Genomic DNA, 22,612 nt, shown 5'->3' with positions numbered 1-22,612 from the left:
TAAACGCTTAAACAAATCAACAAATAAACGATTAAACAAAAAAAATATGACAGAGAATGAAGCGTTTATTTATGAATCAATTTTTAATCAGGTCAGAATGGGATTTCTTTCTCTTGATGAGATTCAGGAGAACATTATAGAAGAAATTGAAGACAACGAATTTGCAGACGAAATCTCAGAAGAGTGGGCTTTTGACAAAATAAGAGAAGAATACCAAAAATTATTGTCAGAAAGTAAACAATGGGAAAGTCCAACAGATACTGAAAGGCTTATAAAAGCGTTTGATGAATTGTGTGACGAAAATATATTGGCACTTCATAATGCAGGTTATACGACAACAGATGGTGAATATGAAGTGGTTGAGGTTGAAAGAGAATTGCAGGAAAACGAAATAGAGTCTGACGGTTATTGTTTTTATCATGAACAGGATTTGGCCAGAGCAATCGCTATTGAAAATCCAGGTTTGTATATCGCTTTTCAAAAAGTAGATAATTCGGATGATGCAACGACGATAGAAGTAGGAAAGCGAGTTGCCGAAGTTTTAATAAATAACGATTTTAAAATAAAATGGGACGGTTCTGCAAGAACTAAAATTGAAATTCCGGGTTTCAGATGGCAAAAGATTTTTGATGAAGATGCAAGAGATCTCCAGGATTACAGTGAAGTTGTAGACAGAATGGTTCAATAGAGAAGCTTCTCTTTAAAACATTGAAGAACTGAATATTTTTAGAACTTCAGGAATTTGACAAATAAAAATTAAAGAAATAAAAATGAAAGAATTAAGCGTAAATCATTTATTAGGAATAAAATACATCAACGAGAATGATATTAACCTAATTTTTGAAACGGCAGATCATTTTAAAGAAGTCATTAACAGGCCTATTAAAAAAGTTCCTTCATTACGAGATATTACCATTGCCAATATTTTCTTCGAAAATAGTACCCGAACAAAACTCTCTTTTGAGTTGGCTCAAAAACGATTATCTGCTGATGTTATCAGTTTTTCGGCAGCTCAGTCTTCGGTTAAAAAAGGAGAAACCCTGATTGATACTGTAAATAATATCCTTTCCATGAAAGTAGACATGGTTGTAATGCGCCACTCCAATCCCGGAGCGGCTTATTTTTTATCCAAAAATGTCAAAGCCAGTATCGTAAACGCCGGCGACGGAGCACACGAACATCCTACTCAGGCTTTATTAGACAGTTATTCTATCAGAGAAAAATTAGGAGATGTAGCCGGAAAAAAAGTTGTTATTGTAGGTGATATTCTGCATTCAAGAGTGGCTTTATCCAATATATACGCTTTGCAAATGCAAGGTGCCGAAGTAAAAGTTTGCGGACCAAAAACGTTGATCCCAAGATATATTGAATCACTGGGAGTTACAGTTGAACCCAATTTAAGAAAAGCCTTAGAATGGTGTGATGTTGCCAATATGCTTCGTGTACAAAACGAACGTATGGATGTGAATTTCTTCCCGTCAACACGTGAATACGCACAACAATACGGAGTCGATAAACCCTTATTAGATTCTCTAAACAAAGAAATCGTAATCATGCACCCGGGACCAATCAACAGAGGAGTAGAGATTACTTCTGAAGTAGCAGATTCTGATCACTCAGTGATTTTAAATCAGGTAGAAAACGGTGTAGCGATTAGAATGGCGGTGATTTATTTATTAGCTTCTAAGATTCAATAAGGTTTAGTTTACAGTCTCAGTCTCAGTCTCAGTTTACAGGGATTGTCCGGATTTGAAAATGTTTTTTCTTTTACTGTTACTAAAAGCTCAAAACTGTATGCTGCGAATGTTTACGGAAAACTGCGACTGAAAACTTAGAATCACACAAGTTTAAAACTGTTTACTGCGACTGCGACTGAAAACTAAAAAAATTGTACCTTAGCTCTCATAATAGCGCCTATAAATAAGAAGATGAAAGTAGATCAAAAAGGACATACCGTTACAATCAAAAATACGCAAGGAGATTTTAATGCTTTCCTTGAAAAAGTAACGCAGCAATTTAAAACCTTTGAAAAACAAAATATTATAATCGATTTATTAGCAGATTCAGGTTTGTCTGAAAAAGACGTTAAGCTTTTTTTACCACTTGCAAAACAGCAAAAAAAAGCCAAAAAGTCATTTGTAATTGTAGTCGCTGATCTTGACTTTAATGCTATTTCGGATAAATTAATCGTAGTGCCTTCTCTTTTAGAAGCACATGATATTATCGAAATGGACGAAATAGAAAGAGACCTCGGGTTTTAATTTTAGATTTTAGAGTTCAGATTTTAGATTTTTGAATAACTAAATCAATCTTAAAATATACTTACTCAATCTAAAATCTACAATCAACAATCTAAAATGAAATTAACCATACTTGGCTGTTATGCCGCAACTCCCAGAACACTTACCAACCCAACTTCGCAGGTTTTAGAAATTAAGAACAGATTGTTTTTAATTGATTGTGGCGAAGGAACTCAGGTACAATTGCGTAAAAACAAGATTAAATTCTCCAAGATTAATCACATTTTTATTTCGCATTTGCACGGAGATCACCTTTACGGATTAATTGGTACTATTTCGACTTTTTCACTTTTGGGCAGAACAACAGATCTGCACATTTATGGTCCGAAAGGAATTAAAGAATTGATTCTTCTTCAATTGAAACTGACGGAATCCTGGACAACTTATAATTTGTTTTTTCATGAATTAGAGTCTAAACAAAGCGAAGTTATTTTTGAAGATACAAAAGTCATCGTAAAAACCATTCCGCTAAAACATCGCGTTTACACGAACGGATTTTTATTTCAGGAAAAACCCGGAGACAGAAAACTAAATGTTGAGGCTGTTCAGCAATACGACATTCATACAGCCTATTATCAAAAAATAAAGGGTGGAGGAGATGTGACACTTGATGACGGAACTGTAATCGAAAATGAAAAATTATCTTTTGATCCTATTCCCTCAATGAGCTACGCTTTTTGCTCGGATACGGTTTATCATGAAGCAATAATTCCGATTATAAAAGATGTTGATGTATTGTATCATGAATCTACTTTTTTAGAATCAGAAGCCCCTTTGGCCTTAAAAACATTACATTCAACCGCCAAAGAAGCTGCAACGATTGCTCTTAAATCGAATGCGAAAAACTTGATTTTAGGTCATTATTCTACACGATATGATGGTATTGAACGTTTTAAAGAAGAAGCAGCAGCAATTTTCCCGAACGTACTTTTAGGCGATGACGGAGTTTCTTTTGAGTGGTAAAAAAAGTTATGAGTTTAGAGTTATGAATTATTAGTTTAAAAAGAAAATCTAACAATCTAAGCAGTCTAACAATCTAAAGATCTAAAAAAATGAATGATTTAAGCAATTATAGAAAATCTTACGAAAAGAGCGAATTATTAGAAACCAATATTCCTGAAGATCCCATTAATCTTTTTAACAGATGGTTTCATGAAGTGGAAGATTTCGGCGGAAGCGGAGAGGTGAATGCCATGACACTTTCTACCATTGGATTAGATGGTTTTCCGAAATCAAGAGTAGTTTTATTGAAGAAATTTTACGAAGAGGGATTTATTTTTTACACCAATTATAAATCTGAAAAAGGAAAAGCAATTGAGGCAAATCCTCATGTTTGTTTGTCTTTCTTTTGGCAGGATATGGAGCGTCAGGTCATTATAAAAGGAATTGCCCAAAAAACGTCTGAGAATATATCTGATGGTTATTTTGATTCCCGTCCTGACGGAAGTAAATTGGGTGCGATTGTTTCTCATCAAAGTGAAGTGATTCCTTCGAGAACTTTTTTAGAAGAAAATCTAAAAAAACTGGAAGCAGAATTTGAAGGAAAATCAATTCCAAGACCCGAAAATTGGGGAGGATATTTGGTCACTCCTTTAGAGGTTGAATTTTGGCAGGGAAGACCTAACAGACTGCATGACAGAATACGTTACCAAAGTCAATCTGATTATTCCTGGAAGATTGAAAGATTATCATCTTAGTTTGTAAGAAAATTATATTAAATATAATAATAATAGTGTATTTCATCGATTATTTTTGCAGTTTACCGATAAATTGAATACGTTTGAATAAGAAAAACGATACAATTTATTTTTACAATATATTTTAAGGAATTTGCCCCAACATTTACTTTAATTTTAACTGCTATTGATTATGAAAAAGATGATGTGTGCCATGATGTTCGTTGTAATTTTTATTACAATGAACTCATGCTCTGCAGATAGTGCGGAGGGAGCAGATAATAGTACTACAACCGAAACTCTGATTACGAACTACACGTACAACGATTCAGAGATCGAAACCATGAAACTTATCAACGATTACAGGGTAAGTATTGGTTTGAATGCATTAGAAAAAATAAATCATATTTCGTTTAAATGTGAAGAGCATAATAATTATATGATTGCCAACAATGTTGTCGATCACAATGATTTTACTTCGCGTTCGAATAATATTATTAGCGTTTTAGGAGCTAAAAAAGTAGGTGAAAATGTCGCCTACAATTACAAAACTTCTGAAGCAGCAGTAAGAGCGTGGCTTGACAGCCCCGGACATAAAGAAAATATCGTAGGAGATTTTACTCATTTTGGCTTAGCAGTAACCACTGATGCTAAAACCGGAAAAAAATACTATACGAATATATTCGCTAAAATTTAAATATTATTGGACTGGTTGGTTTTTAGTAGTCGTTGCGAATCTTTGATTTGCGACGACTTTTTTTAAAGACAAACAACTGGAAAGATCCCAAATAAAAAAATCCAAATTCCAATACAAATAGACGTATTGGAATTTGGATTTTTTAAAATATTGGAATTTCTTTTTTAAAGTCCCATTATAATAAACTCACTTCGTCTGTTCATTTGATGTTCTTCTTCGCTGCATTGTACACCATCAGAACATCCATTTACCAGTTGTGTTTCACCATATCCTTTTCCGGTTAGCCTGTTTTTGGCAACACCGTTTTTGACCAGCCAGTCAATGGTTGATTTGGCTCTTCGGTTGGATAAAGCTGCATTGTATTGATGTGTAGCTCTACTATCGGTGTGCGAGCGAATATCAAGTTTCATCGTTGGATTGTTGTTTAGCACATCGAGGATTTTCTCGAGATCCAAAGCTGCTTCGGTTCTGATATTGGATTTATCCAGATCGAAATAAATTATTTTAATACCAAAACATTTACCAAGGTCATCGCCAATGGTGACCTTACAAGTTGATTTTTCTAAAGCAATTGGAAGACTTGTTTTTCCGGTTAGCTTTCCAATGGTTACTGTAACTTCCCTTGTGGTGTATTCCTCTTTTTCAGCTCTTACATTATACGTTTTTCCGCATTCCACAGTAAAAGTGTAATAGCCGTCTTTATCTGAAACCGTGCTGTTTTTCATTGTGGTTCCTTCATACAAAGTGACTTTTGTTCCCGGTAAAACAGCAGTGGTATTAAGGTCGGTAATAATACCTTCCAGTGTCTGGATACATTGTAGTTTTCGGGTTTCCAGAAATTTATAAATATCATCTGATCCCTGACCGCCATCTTTGTTAGAACTGAAATAGCCTCGTCGGGAAACCGGATCTATGTTGTAGGCAAAGTCATCTTTTGGAGAGTTGATATCGCTTCCCACATTCTGAATATTGCTGATGGTACCGTTATCTTCAATATTCCCTACAAATACATCGAGTCCGCCAAGTCCGGGATGACCGTCTGAAGCAAAATAAATTTCGTTTTCGCTCGTTACGTAAGGGAAGGTTTCTTTGCCTTCGGTATTGATAGAAGTGCCCAGGTTTTGTGGCGCACCATAACTTTCTCCATTAATACTTACTTTGTAAATGTCAGACTGTCCGAATGTTCCGGGCATATCAGAGGCAAAGTACAAGGTTTTTCCATCAGCACTCAGCGCAGGATGCCCAACACTATAGTTATCACTGTTAAAAGGAAGTTCGATACTATTTCCCCATTTGCCGTTATTATCCAGTGTGGCTTTGTATATTTTTATTAAAGTAATTTTATTTTCATCTTTTCCTTTTTTACCGTTTACATAATTGTTTCGGGTAAAATAAACTGTTTTGCCATCTTTGGTAAAAGCCGGAGAAGATTCATGGAATTTGGTATTAATGGATGTTTTGAATTTATTGACTTTGACGCTTTTACCTGTTGTGGCATCCACATCTGCAAAATACAGATTGGTAAAATATTCATTTGTCCATTTGTGTTTGCGCTGCGAGAAGTTTCCGGTATCCCTGGCCGAAGCAAAATAGATTTTGTTGTCATAAACGAAAGATCCGTAATCGGAATATTTAGAATTGATTCCGGCATCTTCAATAGTATAACGACCTGAATTGGCTTTTATCTGATCCAGATAATTGACATCTTCTTTGTACAATTTTCCCCTGTTGTCGTTTTTGAATTTAGCATTAAATTCAGAAAGGATTTTATTGGCCTTATCTATTTGTCCTGTTGATTTTAAGGATTGAGCATATCTGTAATAATACTCAGGTTCTACACTGGTATTCATCGCAAAAAGTTCACCATACCATTTGGCGGCCCCATCAAAATCAGAATTGAAGTAATAGGAATTACCGAGTTTTTTGAACATATCCTCAGATTTGTATCCTTTTTGGACTACGCGTTCATAGGTTTTAATGGCATCGATATACGCATAACTGTCATATTTTTTGTCTCCGGCAGCTGTTTTGGAATCCTGGGCGTAACTGTCGAATGAAAAACAGATTATTATTAAGCAGAGAAGTATATATTTTTTCATAATTATTATTTTTAGAAGAAACGAGGGGTTGTCATTTTACCGTTGTTTTTAAAGAACTCATAACGCAGGAAGATCTCATGTGATCCTGAATTATAATTGTTTAGGTTGGTGGTTTCACGATCATAACCGTATCCTAAATAAAGTCCGTCTGTAATCTGGAAACCTACCATAGCACTTAATGAGGCACTCCATCTGTAAGCTAGTCCCACCACAAATTTTTCCATAAACATAAAGTTGGCCGATACATCAACCTGAAGTGGCGCTCCTTGGACCATTTTAGTCAGGACAGCGGGTTTGAATTTGATGTACTCCAGTTTATCCAGGTCAAATACATATCCAGCCATTAAATAATAATTGATTTTATCCTTAAAAATGGCAATGTCATTATCATCATATCGATTGGTTTCGATAAAATTAGGAACTGATAAACCTATGTAGGCCTTATCAGAATGCCAGTAAACACCGGCTCCTACATTGGGAGAGAATTTATTGTCGAGATCCTGAAACTGCGGATCGCCCTGACTTTCAGGATTTAGCTTGTTGATATCCAGATTAAATAAATTGGCCGTTCCCTTGATTCCAAATGATAATTTGAAATCAGGTGAGGTCTGTACAGTATAGGAAAGATCAACCGAAAGATTGTTTTCGTTAATGGGCCCTATTTTATCATTTACCAGTGAAACTCCCACTCCCAAATTGCTGTTGCTGATGGGAGTATTGACAGAAAAACTGCTGGTTTCAGGTGCTCCGTCGAGTCCCACCCATTGGGTACGGTACAGTCCAAAAATACTCAAGGCTCCTCGTGATCCTGCATACGCAGGATTGACAGCTATGGTGTTGTACATGTATTGCGTATATTGTGCATCTTGTTGTGCATAACAGGCGATGCCTGTAAACATTATGACGAAGAAATATAATTTTGCTCTCATAGTAGATATTATTATATTATTATTACTATCGATTTTATTTTGATAAATATAAATACCCATCTTTTTTATTATTTTGAAGTACATTATTTCCATCTAACGATTTGTAATTAATAATGTAGAAATAAGTTCCGGTTGGTAATCCGTCAGATTGCTTAACAGTTGTTCTTCCTCTTGATATTCCATCAAATGCGTTGGTGGTGTTGTTATAATTATCAGTTTCAAAAACCAATATTCCCCAACGATTGTAGATCTCTACATTGTTTTCAGGATAACAAGTGATGTCATCAATACTATCAATTTTGAAAACGTCATTCATTCCGTCGCCATTAGGAGAAAAGGCGTTATGTACCACAACGTTTCCACAGGCTAATACTTTACAATCATCATTAATTTCCATGTTCAGTAAAATGCTTCTAGGACAATTTTGATCTGTTATTTTATATTCAAATGTGTAATTGCCAAGTGCTAAACCAAGTGCATTAAAAGTATTTCCTTGTATCGCATTGCTGTTATTAGAATCAATCCAAACTCCTGTTGAAGGTGTATTTTCGGGCAATAGAGAAAGTAAATCAATAAGAGTTGAATCATCATTACAAGCTTGACTTGAAATATTTACAATACCATTTGGCACAACAGTTATCGTAACCGTTGCAGTATCGCAGTTATCAGCACTTAGCTTATCACAAATTTGATAGCTGTAAGTATATGTTCCTGCAGGAGTTAAACCAGATACCGTTACATTTCCTAAGGTATCAAAAGTGATGTTTGGGTCTGTTTTAGCATTGTTATTTGAATTCAATAAGGTAAAGTTTACGAGTTCTAATGTTGCTCTGGTAATACCTTTAAAGTCATTGATCAAAACATTACCAACTAACCCAAAAGTATTACAACCTATATTAGCGTAAACATCATCATTAGCAATAACCGGAGTTGGCGGTGCAGCCGGTTCAGATACAATAACTGTTACGATTGCTGTGTCACAGTTCCCCGCATCTGCATTTTCGCATATTTGATAGGTCATCGTATAAGTTCCTCCAGGAGTTCCGGCTGCAACATCAACAGAACCATTAGGATTTAATGTCAAGGCTCCTTTAGGATCCGGTGTTACAATTGTAAGTGTAACATCAGTTGGAATTATTGCACTAGCATTCAAACTATCATTGTTGTATACATTTATAACGTTTGTTGCTCCTGTAGTTCCGTTTATTGGTCCTGCGTTGTCATCATTTGCTACAATAGCAAATGTTGGTCTGGCAGTACAGTAAGGTTCCGCTTTTGGATACTCTATAGTTATGGTCTCGGTAGGATTAGTAGAAATTATCAATTTGGCAAGAGGACGAAGTGTTTCAAATCCGTCTGGTGCTTCAATCCATTTATTGTCCTGAAAAACCCAACCTGGCCAGTCGATACCTTTTCCGGTTTGATCCACTACTGCTCCGGGCCATAATAGGCGTCCTTTAAGTGGTAAATCATTCATTGTACTGATAACGTTATTGTTACTGTTTGCCCATGCAATTGTTACACCGTTTACAGGAGTAAAATTTAGAGTAGTTACCACATAATCAATGTAAGGAACATCGTTAACACAAATTGGAGTCGCTGTTACAGTCATTACCGGAGCTTCTATAGTTACAGTAACTGTTGCGGTATCACAGTTTGTTGTTTGGTCGGCTTCGCAAATTTGATATACTAATGTCAAAGTTCCAACCGGAGCATTTGCTAAAACATCTACAGATCCGTCTGTGTTTAATTGTAAAAACTCATTTGGAGTTACTGTTGTAATAATAACATCAGCAGCTGTTACAACTACACCTTCCAGTGTGTCATTAGGCAATACATTTACTACATTTTTCGTAATATTATTGACTCCCGCAATTGGTCCCGCTGTATCATCATTGGCCACAATATCAGAGAAAACTTTACAATTTACTCCAAAGTCAGCATCTAAATGAACCAAATCTTCCGGGGTTATCGTTACAATATACCCAGTTGCACCACCGGTAGTACTGCAAACCGTATGCAATTGCGATTTACCGTTTTTATTCGTCACTTTTTTATTAGTAATTGAAGGTAGAACTTTGACTAATCCAGAAGCTCCTAAGGTGGCAGCAACTGCATCAAGGTTAGCATCTTTTACCAGTTTAATAGTGTAATCTCCATAAGGATTTGCACTATCAGGTCTGTCTCTCCAAAATCCTTCAATACCCACAATTACTTCCTGATGATATCCGTTAGGACCATCAATAATAACATTAGCACTCAAAGCATTTCCAAAACCTCCTGCATTTAATTCCCCCACATTCATAGGCCCAGAATAACTTCCGTCACCATTAAGGTCAATCCATTCCCATTGGCTATAATCAATTGCTCCGTTTCCGTCAGGAATGTTTTTAGTTACAATGCCATCATTATTAGCATCATACCATTCATCCTGAATTCCGTTGCCATTTGTATCGTACCAAACATAATCTCCTAAAACCGGTAAAGTTGATTTTCCATATTCAAAATTATGTTCCTGAATTTTACAATCTTCAAGTGTAGTAAAGAATAAACTTGAATCGACAGGATATAATTGATGTGCACTATTCAAGTTGGCATCCTGAACCTGAACCAAATAACTTCCGGCAACCATTCCTGAGAAATTATATAAACCATCGGCACCTGTGATGCGTAATAAAATAGGTCCAGCCGTAGTACCTTGCGGAACCAAAGTAACAGGTACATTTGCAATTGGCGTATTCGTGTCTTTGTTTATAATTTGTCCGGATATTTTAACCGTATAAGTTGGCTGAGAAATCACAACCGTTGCCGTTGCAGAACAAGTTTCGTTACTGCTATTTACAGATGATGTTGCTGTAAGCGTGTAGGTTCCTGCCGGTAAATTAGTATTGCCAACAACCTCATTATTTTCATTTCTAATAACCACAGTCGATCCCGGACTATTAGTCACTAATATTAAACCGTCTTTTCCTCCAAGACAAGTTACATGCGAAGCAACTCCTGAAACCGAAACTTTATTTTCTACAGTAAAGGTTTGTTTCAATTCGGTTTTATTACCGGCACAATCAGTCAATGTATAGGTTCTGGTTAAGATAAAAGCATTTCCATCACAACCGCTTCCTCCATTATTAGAATCACTTACAATAATATCTACCGTACTACTGCAATTATCAGCAGCATCTTTGATATCACCGGAGTTCCCAACCGGAATATCTGCAATTGTTTGTAAATTAGATACATCAGCAGGAGATGTTCCAGTAGGAGCAGTTGTATCTCTCACCGTTATAATCTGAGTATAAGTAGCTGTGTTTTTGCCACAATCGCTAGTGGTCCAGGTGCGTGTTAAAGTATAATTAGTAGAACAACCGTTTATAATATCGCTTTTAATTTCACTAAAAACGATCGGTAAATTACCATTGCAATTGTCACTAGCCTCAATATTTGCAGGTTCAGGAACAGCATCGCAAGAAACCGTAATATCTTTTGGAAGTTCTCCAATAAATGTTGGTTTAGTTGTATCCTGAATTGTTATCACTTGCGTGAAAGTGTCAGAAGTATTTCCGCAATCGTCTTTTACTGTCCAGGTATTGGTATACGTTCCCGCATTCGAACAATCTGCCGAAGCTGCAAACGCACCGCTTACTTTTACAATATCCAAAACATCGCTATCACATAAATCAGAAGCAATTGGAAATAACGCTTGCGCGGAAGTTAAAGCCACCGCATCACTGCATTCGATAGTTTTATTTAAAGAAGCTACAGCAGTTGACCAAGTTGGAGCCGAAGTATCTTCAATAGTAATCACTTGCGTGAAAGTGTCAGAAGTATTTCCGCAATCATCTTTTACTGTCCAGGTATTGGTATACGTTCCTGCATTCGAACAAGCTGCCGAAGCTACAAACGCACCGCTCACTTTTACAATATCCAAAACATCGCTATCACATAAATCAGAAGCAATTGGAAATAACGCTTGCGCGGAAGTTAAAGCAGCCGCATTACTGCATTCGATAGTTTTATTTAAAGAAGAAACAACAGTTGACCAAGTTGGAGCCGAAGTATCTTCAATCGTAATCACTTGCGTGAAAGTGTCAGAAGTATTTCCGCAATCGTCTTTTACTGTCCAGGTATTGGTATACGTTCCCGCATTCGAACAATCTGCCGAAACTACAAACGCACCGCTCACTTTTACAATATCCGAAACATCACTATCACATAAATCAGAAGCTATTGGAAATAACGCTTGCGCGGAAGTTAAAGCAGCCGGATCACTGCATTCGATAGTTTTATTTAAAGAAGCCACAGTAGTTGACCAAGTTGGAGCCGAAGTATCCTGAATTGTTATCACTTGCGTGAAAGTATCAGAAGTATTTCCGCAATCGTCTTTCACTGTCCATGTATTGGTATACGTTCCCGCATTCGAGCAATCTGCCGAAGCCACAAACGCACCGCTCACTTTTACAATATCCGAAACATCGCTATCACATGAATCTAAAGCTATTGGAAATAACGCTTGCGCGGAAGTTAAAGCCACCGCATCACTGCATTCGATAGTTTTATTTAAAGAAGCCACCGCAGTTGACCAAGTTGGAGCCGAAGTATCCTGAATAGTAATCACTTGCGTGAAAGTGTCAGAAGTATTTCCGCAATCGTCTTTTACAGTCCAAGTATTGGTATACGTTCCCGCATTCGAACAAGCTGCCGAAGCTACAAACGCACCGCTCACTTTTACAATATCCGAAACATCGCTATCACATAAATCCGAAGCAATTGGAAATAACGCTTGCGCGGAAGTTAAAGCCACCGCATCACTGCATTCGATAGTTTTATTTAAAGAAGCCACCGCAGTTGACCAGGTTGGAGCCGAAGTATCCTGAATTGTTATCACTTGCGTGAAAGTGTCAGAAGTATTTCCGCAATCATCTTTTACTGTCCAGGTATTGGTATACGTTCCTGCATTCGAACAAGCTGCCGAAGCTACAAACGCACCGCTCACTTTTACAATATCCGAAACATCGCTATCACATAAATCAGAAGCAATTGGAAATAACGTTTGAGCGGAAGTTAAAGCCACCGCATTACTGCATTCGATAGTTTTATTTAAAGAAGCCACCGCAGTTGACCAAGTTGGAGCAGTAATGTCCTGCACATTAATAACCTGACTAACAGGAAGAGAAATATTTCCACAAGCATCTACAGCAGTCCATGTTCTTGTAGTGGTATATGAACCCACACAAGTACCTTGAGTAACCACATCGTCATATGTTAATGAAGAAATTGTACCATTATTATCAGTTGCAGTCGCAGTTGCAAAAACTGGTAAAGCAGGACAATTAATTGTAGAAGCCAAAGGCAACGGATCTATAATTGGTTTAATAGCATCTCCATCAGTAATAGTTACTGATTTAGAGATGGTACAAAGATTAGCATCTTTAATAACGACTGTATAAGTTCCTGCAATAAGCCCGCTTGCAGTTGCAGAAGTTTGAACTGGAGTTGTGTCCCAAGAATAAGTATATCCTGAAGTTCCGCCTGAAACATTCACAGTTGCAGATCCGTTATTACCGCCGCCACAACCAACATTTACCTGACTTGTTGTAGCGCTTAAAGCCGTACCCGGTTGCAAAATAGTAACCAAATTACTTTGTGTCGAACAATTATCAGTAACGGTCAAAGTATAAGTTCCCGCCGGAAGATTCGAAACCGAAGCGGAAGTTTCAACTGAAACATTTAAAGCATTTTTCCAAGAATAAGAAACAGTTCCAACGGCATTGGTTACCGCGCCGGCTGTTACACTTCCTGTACTTTTCCCAAAACAAGTCACATCTGTTTTAGAAGAAGCTGCAAGAGCTAAAGCCGCAGTTGGTTGTAATATAGTAACAGAATTTGTTTGTGTCGAACAATTATCAGTAACGGTCAAAGTATAAGTTCCCGCCGGAAGATTCGAAACCGAAGCTGTAGTTCCAACTGAAACATTTAAAGCATTTTTCCATACATAATTTACAGTTCCAACAGAATTAGTTACCGCGCCGGCTGTTATAGTTCCAGTGCTAAATCCAAAACAAGTAATATCTGTTTTAGAAGAAGCTGCAAGAGCTAAAGCCGCACCCGGCTGTAATATAGTAACCGAATTAGTTTGTGTCGAACAATTATCAGTAACAGTCAAAGTATAAGTTCCTGCCGGAAGATTTGAAACCGAAGCTGTAGTTCCAACTGAAACATTTATAGCATTTTTCCATACATAAGAAATAGTTCCAACGGCATTGGTTACCGCGCCGGCTGTTACACTTCCTGTACTTTTCCCAAAACAAGTCACATCTGTTTTAGAAGAAGCTGCAAGAGCTAAAGCCGCAGTTGGTTGTGTAATAATAATTGTCAAAGTTCCTTTACAGCCATTTGCATCTGTGGCAGTTACTTCATAGCTTCCAACTCCCAAATTGGTTAAAATCTGAGTAGTACCAGCATAAGCATTTCCGTCTTTTTTCCAGGAATAGGTATAAGGAGCAACTCCGCCAGTCGCATTATTTACTGTAATAGAACCCGTTGACTGACCATAACAGTTTACATTTGTATGTGATGCTGTAAGTTCAGTTACAAGAACTGTACTTTTGGTCACGACAACTGGTTTTATGTCATAACAATTAGTGGTTGGGTTTGTTCCTTTGATGTAGTAAGTTCCGGGAATTGCCGAAGCATAATCCGGATACGGAATAGTTGCAGCCAAATCTTTCCAAAACGTATAAACTAATCCTGCCGTACTTCCGGCTACAATTGCCGAAGCAGCAATATTAAGTGTTGCAGCAGGCGAACAAATGGGTGCCGGAGCAGTTATAACTAGCGTTGGCTTAGCATAAATATTGACCGTAATTGGTTTTTTAGGTCCAATACAAGCATTTGAAATTCCTTCGGCAACATAATAAGTAAATTGCCCAGCTGTATCAGTAGGAGGCGTTATTGATTGTTGTGCAGTAGAAGTAGTAGTCAAATAGTAATATAATGTATAACTCGGGTTTGTAGGTGTCGCAGTTAAGGGCTGAGAAACATCACCAATACAATAATTTACGGGTCCACTCACAGTTGGCATTGTAGCAATACTTTGAACCGTTATGGTAAACTGAAAATAACAACCACCCGTTGCTCCTGGAGGAATAGCATAGTAAGTATTTGTTCCAAACGTTGCAGGAAAAGGATTGTTTATCGTGTATTGAGTTGTTGTTCCTGCTATAATTGGATAAGCATTATAAAAAGTCGATCCCGGAGGAAATGAACCCGTTACATCTGTAATTGGGATTGTTGTTGATCCATTACAAAATGTAAATGCTATAGTTGGAGGTGTAGCCTGACAATTTGCATTAATAAAAGAACTGGTATTAATGGTTGTTTGCAGCGGTGCAGAAATCGCAACGCCACTACAAGTACCACTTGTTGTATAACCTAAGATAAAAGGTTTATTGGTAACTGCCACACCAGAATTTATTCCAGTACCATTTAAAGTACCATTTACAGAAATGGCATTGCTGCAATTAGAGTTTTTTAGCAACGCACAGTTTTCTGTAGATTTAAGTTTAAAGGTTAATTCTGCGAGAACTGTATCTGTATTTGCAAGAAGAGGTAACGTTCCTAAATCCCAAACAATAGATCCGTTTGCACCAATAGTAGGCTCATAAGTCAAACTGTTTGGAGTTGGAAGTGGAGTGAAATTCACTACTTTTCCTAAACTTCCGGGTACAAAAGTCGCATTGTATGGTATCGGAATTATGATTTTGGAATTTTTTGTCGGTTCAGAACCTTTATTCTTTATTTGAAGTTTATATCCCATTTCCTGACCAGGTAAAACAGTATAGGGACCTGCACCCGCCGAAGTACCATTTATTGTGGTAGCTGTAAGTGTGCCTTCAATTTCCGGGACATAAGCATCAACCGCCATGGCAATTGCAAAAATGGTGTAAGTGTCTACAGTTGAACCATATCTAAAAGTAGTTGAGGTTTGATTATTCCCAATAATATCTTTAGCTGTGTTGGGTAAATCAAACATGCTAATGTCGATACCGGAATTATTCGTTAAACTTGGATTTCGTGTATTTCCACCTGTGAAAATAGAGGAATTAAAGAAGTTTGTAGTCGAATTTCCGGTTCTGCTTAACGTAATGTAATCGCTATCAAGATCAGTAACTGCTGTTCTTTTTTTAACTTTAAAATAATCTCCGCTATAATTCACATCTCCTTCACCGGCCATTATTCCTAATTTTATTCCAACAGGGCCAGAAGCCACAGAGTTAAAACCGGAAACCGGAATATTATAGCTCAGAGTTTGACTTTCCCTCACATAAGCGTGTCCGTCAAAAATGGTAATATCTCTGTTTTTCATACTGGAATTTTCGTAAACCACGATCAATGCCCATCCGGCATATTTTCCAATATCACCACCATCGTTTCCTTGGGTAGCAGCGATATCTGCAGCAAAATAAGCACCAACACCGTGGTCTTTCACGTAAGTGGTAACTTCTGCATAAGCAGTAAACATATTTCCGTTTGCATTTGTTGGAAAATAAATATCAGTTGCTGCAAAAGTATCATAGCCGGATGCTGAAGGACCTTTGAATAAAATTTTTCGTTTATCTAAAGTTTTAGTCAGCGTTCCGTTTGTAGCGGTAAATGTGTTTGGACTATTTGTGGCATTAGAAACTCTTCCTGTCCAGTATAAACCAGCATACACTATTTTTGAGCAGTCTAAATTTGTACCGCTGTCAGTAGGCAAAACAAGAGTTGATGAAGAAGAGTTTAATGTGGTGTTGTCGCCGTCAATATCAACATATTTCATCGAATTACCACCATTTGTGGTATTGTCGCCATAGTTCTGCAACGTCAAATTAGTATTTCCCATCATCGTAAAATTACCTTTTACGTGATACGTTTTTGTTGTTGGAGTAAAAGAAGAAGTTCTCTCTTTAAACGGAACAATAACTTGTGCATTTCCTGTAAAAGCACTTCCTAATAACATTAAAAATAAATAACAAAGCGCTAAATATTGATAGTAGAATTTTTTCATAATAATTGCTTTTAAATTATCCGCCGATAGAAATATTGTAGATAAGAACATATTTTGAAGTGTCATTTTTGATCATGTTATTGATCACTGCTTCGCTAGTTTGAATTGCTGTAGAGATGTAGATGTATTTTAATTTACCAAAACCTGAAAACGAAGTAAGATCAATAGTCCTGCTTAAGTCAGAACTTGTTTCAATTTTGATAGTGGCAATTTCAATATCATTGCCCTGTATTGCTGCTGATCCCAAAAAAGGTATCGAATTGATATCTGTGTACAAAGCAGTGGGATTATCGCCATAGATTTTTACCGTTCTGTCATCAGATAAATAGTAAACTGCCGATTGTAGATCGTACAAGAGATGTTTCACTTGAATTGCATCAGAGGATGGTAAGGCACTTAGATATGAATCTACATTTTTTGTCTGTGCAAATGCAAGAGTTGTAATTAAACAAAACAGTAAAGAAAAAATGTTTTTCTGAAAGATGTTTTTTTTGAAAGAAAAAATAAACTTACAATCGTGAACAAATTTCGCTGCTTTTTCAAGAGTAGTTTTAGTTATCATATGCGTGGTTTTTTGTTTTTGGTATTTATCAAATTTTAACAGAATCAAAGTTATAGAGAGGTGCAACTTTTGATTTTTTTTGTCCGTAACTAACCTAAAAACTCGTTGAAGTGTATTTTTTTTGTTAGATAATGCATCGAAAATGTATTTTTTTTGTCATTTCTAACAAATAAAAAAGTGTAATTTTTTTTGTTTTTTTGATTAAAAATGCAATTTTTAAAATATTTTAAATGATTAATAATCAGATATTTAGTTAATTTTTTATAAATAAGCTTCAATCGACCAAGTGTTTGTTTTAATAGATGAAGAACACTTTTTCGAAAAAATGGAATAAGTCGATTGTTTAGATATTTCGTTTATAAGAAATTTTAATTCTTGTTAAAATTTGCCTTAAATGTTAACAGAAATAAAAAAAGCAGAAGGTTTAATATTTCTTTTGTAAATTAGAAGTTCAATAAATTATTAACCTCCTAAGAGGTTTATAAACCATCCGCTTATGAAAAATTTAATTTTAATACGTCATGCAAAATCAAGCTGGGAAGCTCCTTTAAAAGATTTCGACAGACCTTTAATGAAAAAAGGAATCCTGGATGCCCATGAAGTATCGGCAAATATTTCAAATTTTCTTCCTAAAACCTATATAATATGGAGTAGTACTGCGGCACGGGCTTCAGAAACGGCGCTGATTTTTGCCCAAAATATTTCATATCCTATAGAAAGTATCGTTTTTAAAGACGATCTTTATACTTTTGATGATAAACAGCTTGAAAAGATTATCAAATCATGTGATAATAGTTTCGAAAGTGTTATTCTTTTTGGACATAACGAGGCTATTACAAATTTTGTTAATAAATTTGGAGATGTTTTTATCGAAAACGTTCCTACTTCAGGCTTTGTGTCCTTACAGTTTGATGCAGATAGTTGGAACGCAATCAATAAAGGTAAAACTCATAAAACAATTTTCCCCAAAGATTTAAAATAATAATAAAGTGTACGAACAGAAATATATCGATAGAGAAAAAAGTTGGTTAGCGTTTAATGCGAGAGTACTTCAGGAAGCCGCAGATAATACGGTTCCGCTTTTAGACAGACTGCGTTTTGTTGGAATTTTTTCAAACAATCTGGATGAATTTTTTAGAGTTCGTTATGCTGCGATTCGAAGATTGAGCCTTTCAGGAATTTCTGGAGAAAAATATTTAGGTGGAGTTTCTGCTCATCAGTTAATTAAAGATATTACCGAAATTGTAATTCAGCAGCAATCTGAAAGTTTACGTATTTTAGGTAATATTGAAACAGAACTGGAAGCCGAAAATATTTTAATTATTAATGAAGATGAAATAACACCGGATCAGGCATGTTTTTTAAAAGATTTTTTTGATCAAAAACTGAGTCCGGAATTAGTTACCATCATTTTAAATGATTTAGCAGAGTTCCCAATTCTTAAAGACACGTTGGGTTATTTGGCTGTTCGTTTAGAAATGAATACAAATAATGAGGTTCGTTACGCCGTGATCGAAATCCCGAAAACCATCAACAGATTTGTTGTGTTGCCATCTCACGATGATAAACACTATGTAATTCTTATTGATGACGTAATTCGTTATAACCTGAAAAATATCTTTAATATTTTCGATTATAAAAGTGTTTCGGCACATATGATCAAAATTACCCGTGATGCTCAGCTAGATATCGATAGCGATTTGAGTAAAAGTATGCTCGAAAAAATTGCAACATCAGTAAAAGACAGAAGAATAGGAGAGCCAGTTCGTTTTATTTATGATAATTTAATTGAAGAAGATACGCTGCATTTCTTTTTAGATAAAATGAAAATTGTAGAAACAGATAGTATTATTCCCGGAGGAAGATACCATAATCGTCGCGATTATATGAGTTTTCCCAACTTAGGAAGATACGATTTACTTTATAAACCAAACGAACCATTGCCAATTCCGGGTTTAAGTCTGGGAGGAAGTATGCTCGAAAAAATAAGTAAAAAAGATTATCTGTTACATGCACCGTATCAGTCATTTTCGTATTTAACCAAGTTTTTGCGTGAAGCGGCTTTAGATCCAAAAGTAACCAGTATCAAAATTACCTTGTATCGTTTGGCTAAAAATTCGCAGATTATTAGTTCATTAATTAATGCTGCTAAAAATGGTAAAAAAGTAACCGTACAAATCGAACTTCAGGCACGCTTTGATGAAGCTTCGAATATTTCGTATGCAGAGCAGATGCAGACCGAAGGAATTGAACTTATTTTTGGAATAAAAGGTTTAAAAGTACACAGTAAAATTTGTGTGATTGAAAGAACCGAAGACGGCAAATCACGTCGGTACGGATTTATCTCCACAGGAAATTTCAACGAATCAACAGCGAAGATTTATACAGATGTCACGCTTTTTACCTGTCATCAGGGAATTTTAAAAGACATCTCAAAAATATTCGAATTTTTCGATATCAATTACAGAGTACACAGATACAAGCATTTAATAGTATCGCCACATTACACAAGAACTAAATTTATTAAATTAATAGATCGTGAAATTCTGCACGCTTTGGCAGGTAGAAAAACACATATTAAATTAAAAATGAATAGTTTATCTGATTTTAAAATGATCGATAAATTATACGAAGCCAGTAATGCCGGAGTAAAAATCCAGCTTCAGGTAAGAGGTATTTGCTCTCTGATTCCGGGAATTCCGGGAATGAGCGAAAACATCGAAGCCATAAGTATTGTCGATAATTACCTGGAACATACAAGAGTTTATATTTTTGGAAATGCCGGCCTGACCGAAGTTTATATTTCGTCTGCCGACTTCATGACCAGAAATCTGGACGGAAGAGTCGAAGTAACCTGTCCGATTTATGATCTTGAAATTAAGAAAGAATTAATAGATAATTTTAATATTGCATGGAAAGGAAATGTCAAAGTGAGATACCATTCCTATAAACTAGATAATAAATACAAACCTCGAAATCATCATGCCCCATTTAGAGCGCAACTTGAAACCTATAAGTATTATCAAAACAAAGTATCAGTATTAGAGCAAGTTCCTCAAAAAATAAATTAATAATAAAAAGAATAAATTCAAATCATAAGTGAGCATGATTAATATAAAGAAATATGCAGCAATAGATATTGGTTCAAACGCCATGAGGCTTCTAATATCGAATGTTGTAGAACAAGATGGCAAAGAACCACAATTTAATAAAAGTTCGCTTGTTCGTGTGCCAATTCGTTTGGGACAAGATGCCTTTACAGTTGGAGAAATTTCAGAAGAAAATATAGATCGAATGGTGGATGCCATGAAAGCATTCAATCTTTTGATGAAAGTACATAAAGTAGAGCGTTATATGGCGTTTGCCACTTCGGCAATGCGTGAAGCGTATAATGCTAAAGAAGTAGTGGCTTTGATTAAGAAAAAAGCCGATATTAAAATCGAAATTATTGATGGCAAAAAAGAAGCCGCCATTATTGCATCGACAGATTTACATCATTTATTAAAAACAGATGAAACTTATCTTTTTGTAGACGTAGGTGGTGGAAGCACAGAGTTTACTTTGTTTTCTGACGGAAAATTAATCAATTCAAGATCCTTTAAAGCCGGAACTGTTCGTTTACTGAATAATATGGTGCATGATGTGGTTTGGGATGAAATCGAAAAATGGATTAAAACCAATACGGCAGATTATGATGAGGTAACCTTAATTGGTTCTGGAGGAAACATTAACAAGCTGTTTAAAATGTCCGGAAAACAGCAGGAAAAACCGCTTTCGTACATTTATATCAATTCGCAATATGCGTTTTTAAATTCATTAACCTACGAACAAAGAATTGCAGAACTGGGACTGAATTCAGATCGCGCCGACGTAATTATCCACGCTACCAGAATTTACCTGAATGCCATGAAATGGAGTGGAGCACGCCAAATTTACGTTCCCAAAATCGGACTTTCTGACGGAATCGTAAAAGCAATGTACTACGGGAAAATTTAATTTTTATAGATCTTTTTTTGCCACGAATTTCACAAATTTGCACTAATTTTTTATTCTCACTATAAAATATAATTCGTGTAAATTTGTGCAATTAGTGGCAAACTTTTTTATAACAATCCCAAACTTAATCTTAGATATAAATGAATAAAACAAGACTTGAAGCTTTTAGTGATGGTGTATTAGCAATTATTATCACTATTATGATTTTAGAAATTAAAGTGCCGGAAGGACATGAATTTGCCGATTTAAAAAGGCTTATTCCTAAGTTTTTAAGTTATATTTTGAGTTTTATTTATGTGGGAATCTATTGGAACAATCACCATTATTTAATTCATGGCATGACCAAAATAAACGGAAAAATCCTTTGGGCTAATTTGCATTTATTATTTTGGTTGTCCTTAATTCCTGTTGCAACAGGCTGGATGGGAGAGCATAATTTTGCAAAAGCTTCCATGACTTTGTACGGAATCGTATTGTTTTTATCTGCAATTGCGTATTTTATTTTACAGCGCATTATAATTGTAAATGAAGGTGAAAATTCAGTATTGGCAAAAGCGATTGGAAAAGATTTAAAAGGGTACACATCAGCTGTTTTATATGTCGTAGGAATAGTCTTTTCGTTTTACAACGAATGGGTTTCAGGTGCTGCATATTTTGCTGTAGCAATGTTATGGCTTATTCCGGATAAAAGAATTGAAAGAGTTTTCGCGTCTAAAAATTAATCTATTCAGAATTTATAATGAAATCAGTTTTTCAATCAATTCAGGTTTTACCTCAAAATGAATTAGAGCTGCTCGATGATTTAATTACTTTTCGAAAACTCAAAAAAGGAGAACTTTTATTGAAAGAAAATGAGGTCAGTAATGAAATCGTTTTTATCAAAAAAGGGATTTTACGTTCGTATTTTTTCAATCATCAGGGGGATGAAATCACGAATTGTTTCGCTTTCGAAAACGAATTTATGGCATCATTCTCTAGTTTTATAACGCAAAATGTAGCCGAAGAAAATATTCAGGCAATAGCCGATACAGAAGTTCAAGTCATAAGCCGTGAAAGTTTAGAAAAACTTTACGCCTTAGGTATTCATTGGCAGGAAATAGGACGTAAGTTAACTGAAATGGAATATGTTACGCTTCAAAAAAGAATGATTTCTTTTCAGAAATTATCCGGAACCCAACGTTATGAAGAACTTTATAAAAACCATAAAAAATACCTGCAGCTCATTCCATTGCAATATTTAGCGTCCTATTTAGGCGTTACACCAAGGCATTTAAGCAGAATTCGTAAAGCAATATTATAGGACATTT

The 22,612-nt window shown here is 35.8% G+C and carries 15 protein-coding genes; 11 read left to right on the top strand and 4 right to left on the bottom strand.

The genetic code is table 11. The features are described 5' to 3' along the window. The first annotated feature begins 46 nt into the window (after positions 1–46). The 6 genes from B0M43_RS21125 to B0M43_RS21100 all read left to right on the top strand — a co-directional run bounded on the left by B0M43_RS21125 (position 47) and on the right by B0M43_RS21100 (position 4,673). Entirely contained in the window at positions 47–688 is a 642-nt protein-coding gene (locus B0M43_RS21125; protein WP_078005277.1) for a hypothetical protein, read from the top strand. An 82-nt stretch (positions 689–770) separates the two neighbouring features. Continuing rightward, a complete protein-coding gene (locus B0M43_RS21120; RefSeq protein WP_065449375.1) occupies positions 771–1,697 on the top strand; it encodes an aspartate carbamoyltransferase catalytic subunit in 927 nt (308 codons plus the stop codon). A gap of 231 nt (positions 1,698–1,928) precedes the next feature. Continuing rightward, positions 1,929–2,261, top strand: coding sequence for a ribonuclease Z (locus B0M43_RS21115; protein ID WP_078005276.1), 333 nt, complete (start codon positions 1,929–1,931; stop codon positions 2,259–2,261). 96 nt (positions 2,262–2,357) lie between these two features. Next, complete coding sequence (locus tag B0M43_RS21110) at positions 2,358–3,263, top strand: ribonuclease Z (protein ID WP_078005275.1); 906 nt, start codon at positions 2,358–2,360, stop codon at positions 3,261–3,263. An 89-nt stretch (positions 3,264–3,352) separates the two neighbouring features. Beyond that, positions 3,353–3,997 (top strand): pyridoxamine 5'-phosphate oxidase, encoded by a 645-nt coding sequence (pdxH, locus tag B0M43_RS21105; protein WP_078005274.1) that lies wholly within the window; start codon positions 3,353–3,355, stop codon positions 3,995–3,997. A gap of 172 nt (positions 3,998–4,169) precedes the next feature. Beyond that, entirely contained in the window at positions 4,170–4,673 is a 504-nt protein-coding gene (locus B0M43_RS21100; RefSeq protein ID WP_078005273.1) for a CAP domain-containing protein, read from the top strand. A gap of 164 nt (positions 4,674–4,837) precedes the next feature. On the opposite strand, the gene B0M43_RS21095 is transcribed toward B0M43_RS21100, so the two are convergent. The 4 genes from B0M43_RS21095 to B0M43_RS21080 are packed head-to-tail and all read right to left on the bottom strand — an operon-like array spanning position 4,838 to position 17,309. After that, positions 4,838–6,772: an OmpA family protein gene (locus tag B0M43_RS21095; RefSeq protein WP_078005272.1), complete on the bottom strand. Its 1,935-nt coding sequence runs from the start codon at positions 6,770–6,772 to the stop codon at positions 4,838–4,840. Positions 6,773–6,783: 11 nt separating this feature from the next. After that, the gene (locus B0M43_RS21090; RefSeq protein ID WP_078006104.1) at positions 6,784–7,701 is read right to left on the bottom strand and encodes a type IX secretion system membrane protein PorP/SprF; all 918 of its coding nucleotides are present in this window, start codon (positions 7,699–7,701) and stop codon (positions 6,784–6,786) included. A gap of 34 nt (positions 7,702–7,735) precedes the next feature. Then, the gene (locus B0M43_RS21085; RefSeq protein WP_168199971.1) at positions 7,736–16,747 is read right to left on the bottom strand and encodes a gliding motility-associated C-terminal domain-containing protein; all 9,012 of its coding nucleotides are present in this window, start codon (positions 16,745–16,747) and stop codon (positions 7,736–7,738) included. A gap of 16 nt (positions 16,748–16,763) precedes the next feature. Next, positions 16,764–17,309, bottom strand: a complete 546-nt coding sequence (locus tag B0M43_RS21080; protein ID WP_078005270.1) for a hypothetical protein — start codon at positions 17,307–17,309, stop codon at positions 16,764–16,766. 496 nt (positions 17,310–17,805) lie between these two features. On the opposite strand from B0M43_RS21080, the gene B0M43_RS21075 reads away from it, so the two are divergent. From B0M43_RS21075 to B0M43_RS21055, 5 genes are all read left to right on the top strand, one after another. Continuing rightward, entirely contained in the window at positions 17,806–18,291 is a 486-nt protein-coding gene (locus B0M43_RS21075) for a histidine phosphatase family protein (protein WP_065449421.1), read from the top strand. A gap of 7 nt (positions 18,292–18,298) precedes the next feature. Next, positions 18,299–20,380, top strand: a complete 2,082-nt coding sequence (ppk1, locus tag B0M43_RS21070; RefSeq protein WP_078005268.1) for a polyphosphate kinase 1 — start codon at positions 18,299–18,301, stop codon at positions 20,378–20,380. 34 nt (positions 20,381–20,414) lie between these two features. Continuing rightward, a complete protein-coding gene (locus B0M43_RS21065) occupies positions 20,415–21,305 on the top strand; it encodes a Ppx/GppA phosphatase family protein (protein ID WP_065449423.1) in 891 nt (296 codons plus the stop codon). 140 nt (positions 21,306–21,445) lie between these two features. Then, positions 21,446–22,027 carry a TMEM175 family protein gene (locus B0M43_RS21060; RefSeq protein WP_078005267.1) on the top strand — a complete coding sequence of 194 codons (582 nt, stop codon included), beginning with the start codon at positions 21,446–21,448 and terminating at the stop codon, positions 22,025–22,027. A gap of 17 nt (positions 22,028–22,044) precedes the next feature. Next, on the top strand, positions 22,045–22,605 hold the full coding sequence (locus B0M43_RS21055; RefSeq protein ID WP_078005266.1) for a Crp/Fnr family transcriptional regulator: 561 nt from the start codon (positions 22,045–22,047) through the stop codon (positions 22,603–22,605). The last annotated feature ends 7 nt before the right edge of the window (positions 22,606–22,612 follow it).

Source organism: Flavobacterium sp. KBS0721, assembly GCF_002007065.3.
Taxonomy (GTDB): Bacteria; Bacteroidota; Bacteroidia; order Flavobacteriales; family Flavobacteriaceae; genus Flavobacterium; species Flavobacterium piscis.
Note: the sequence above shows the minus strand (reverse complement) of the source record. Positions and strands in the feature narration are given on the sequence as shown.

Bases quoted from the DNA above. Each gene is read 5' to 3' on its own strand.
- B0M43_RS21075 (WP_065449421.1), top strand. From the start codon at position 17,806: ATGAAAAATTTAATTTTAATACGTCATGCAAAATCAAGCTGGGAAGCT.
- B0M43_RS21110 (WP_078005275.1), top strand. From the start codon at position 2,358: ATGAAATTAACCATACTTGGCTGTTATGCCGCAACTCCCAGAACACTT.
- B0M43_RS21100 (WP_078005273.1), top strand. From the start codon at position 4,170: ATGAAAAAGATGATGTGTGCCATGATGTTCGTTGTAATTTTTATTACA.
- B0M43_RS21085 (WP_168199971.1), bottom strand. From the start codon at position 16,747: ATGAAAAAATTCTACTATCAATATTTAGCGCTTTGTTATTTATTTTTA.
- B0M43_RS21115 (WP_078005276.1), top strand. From the start codon at position 1,929: ATGAAAGTAGATCAAAAAGGACATACCGTTACAATCAAAAATACGCAA.
- B0M43_RS21120 (WP_065449375.1), top strand. From the start codon at position 771: ATGAAAGAATTAAGCGTAAATCATTTATTAGGAATAAAATACATCAAC.
- B0M43_RS21060 (WP_078005267.1), top strand. From the start codon at position 21,446: ATGAATAAAACAAGACTTGAAGCTTTTAGTGATGGTGTATTAGCAATT.
- B0M43_RS21055 (WP_078005266.1), top strand. From the start codon at position 22,045: ATGAAATCAGTTTTTCAATCAATTCAGGTTTTACCTCAAAATGAATTA.
- B0M43_RS21090 (WP_078006104.1), bottom strand. From the start codon at position 7,701: ATGAGAGCAAAATTATATTTCTTCGTCATAATGTTTACAGGCATCGCC.
- B0M43_RS21125 (WP_078005277.1), top strand. From the start codon at position 47: ATGACAGAGAATGAAGCGTTTATTTATGAATCAATTTTTAATCAGGTC.
- B0M43_RS21080 (WP_078005270.1), bottom strand. From the start codon at position 17,309: ATGATAACTAAAACTACTCTTGAAAAAGCAGCGAAATTTGTTCACGAT.
- pdxH (WP_078005274.1), top strand. From the start codon at position 3,353: ATGAATGATTTAAGCAATTATAGAAAATCTTACGAAAAGAGCGAATTA.
- B0M43_RS21065 (WP_065449423.1), top strand. From the start codon at position 20,415: ATGATTAATATAAAGAAATATGCAGCAATAGATATTGGTTCAAACGCC.
- B0M43_RS21095 (WP_078005272.1), bottom strand. From the start codon at position 6,772: ATGAAAAAATATATACTTCTCTGCTTAATAATAATCTGTTTTTCATTC.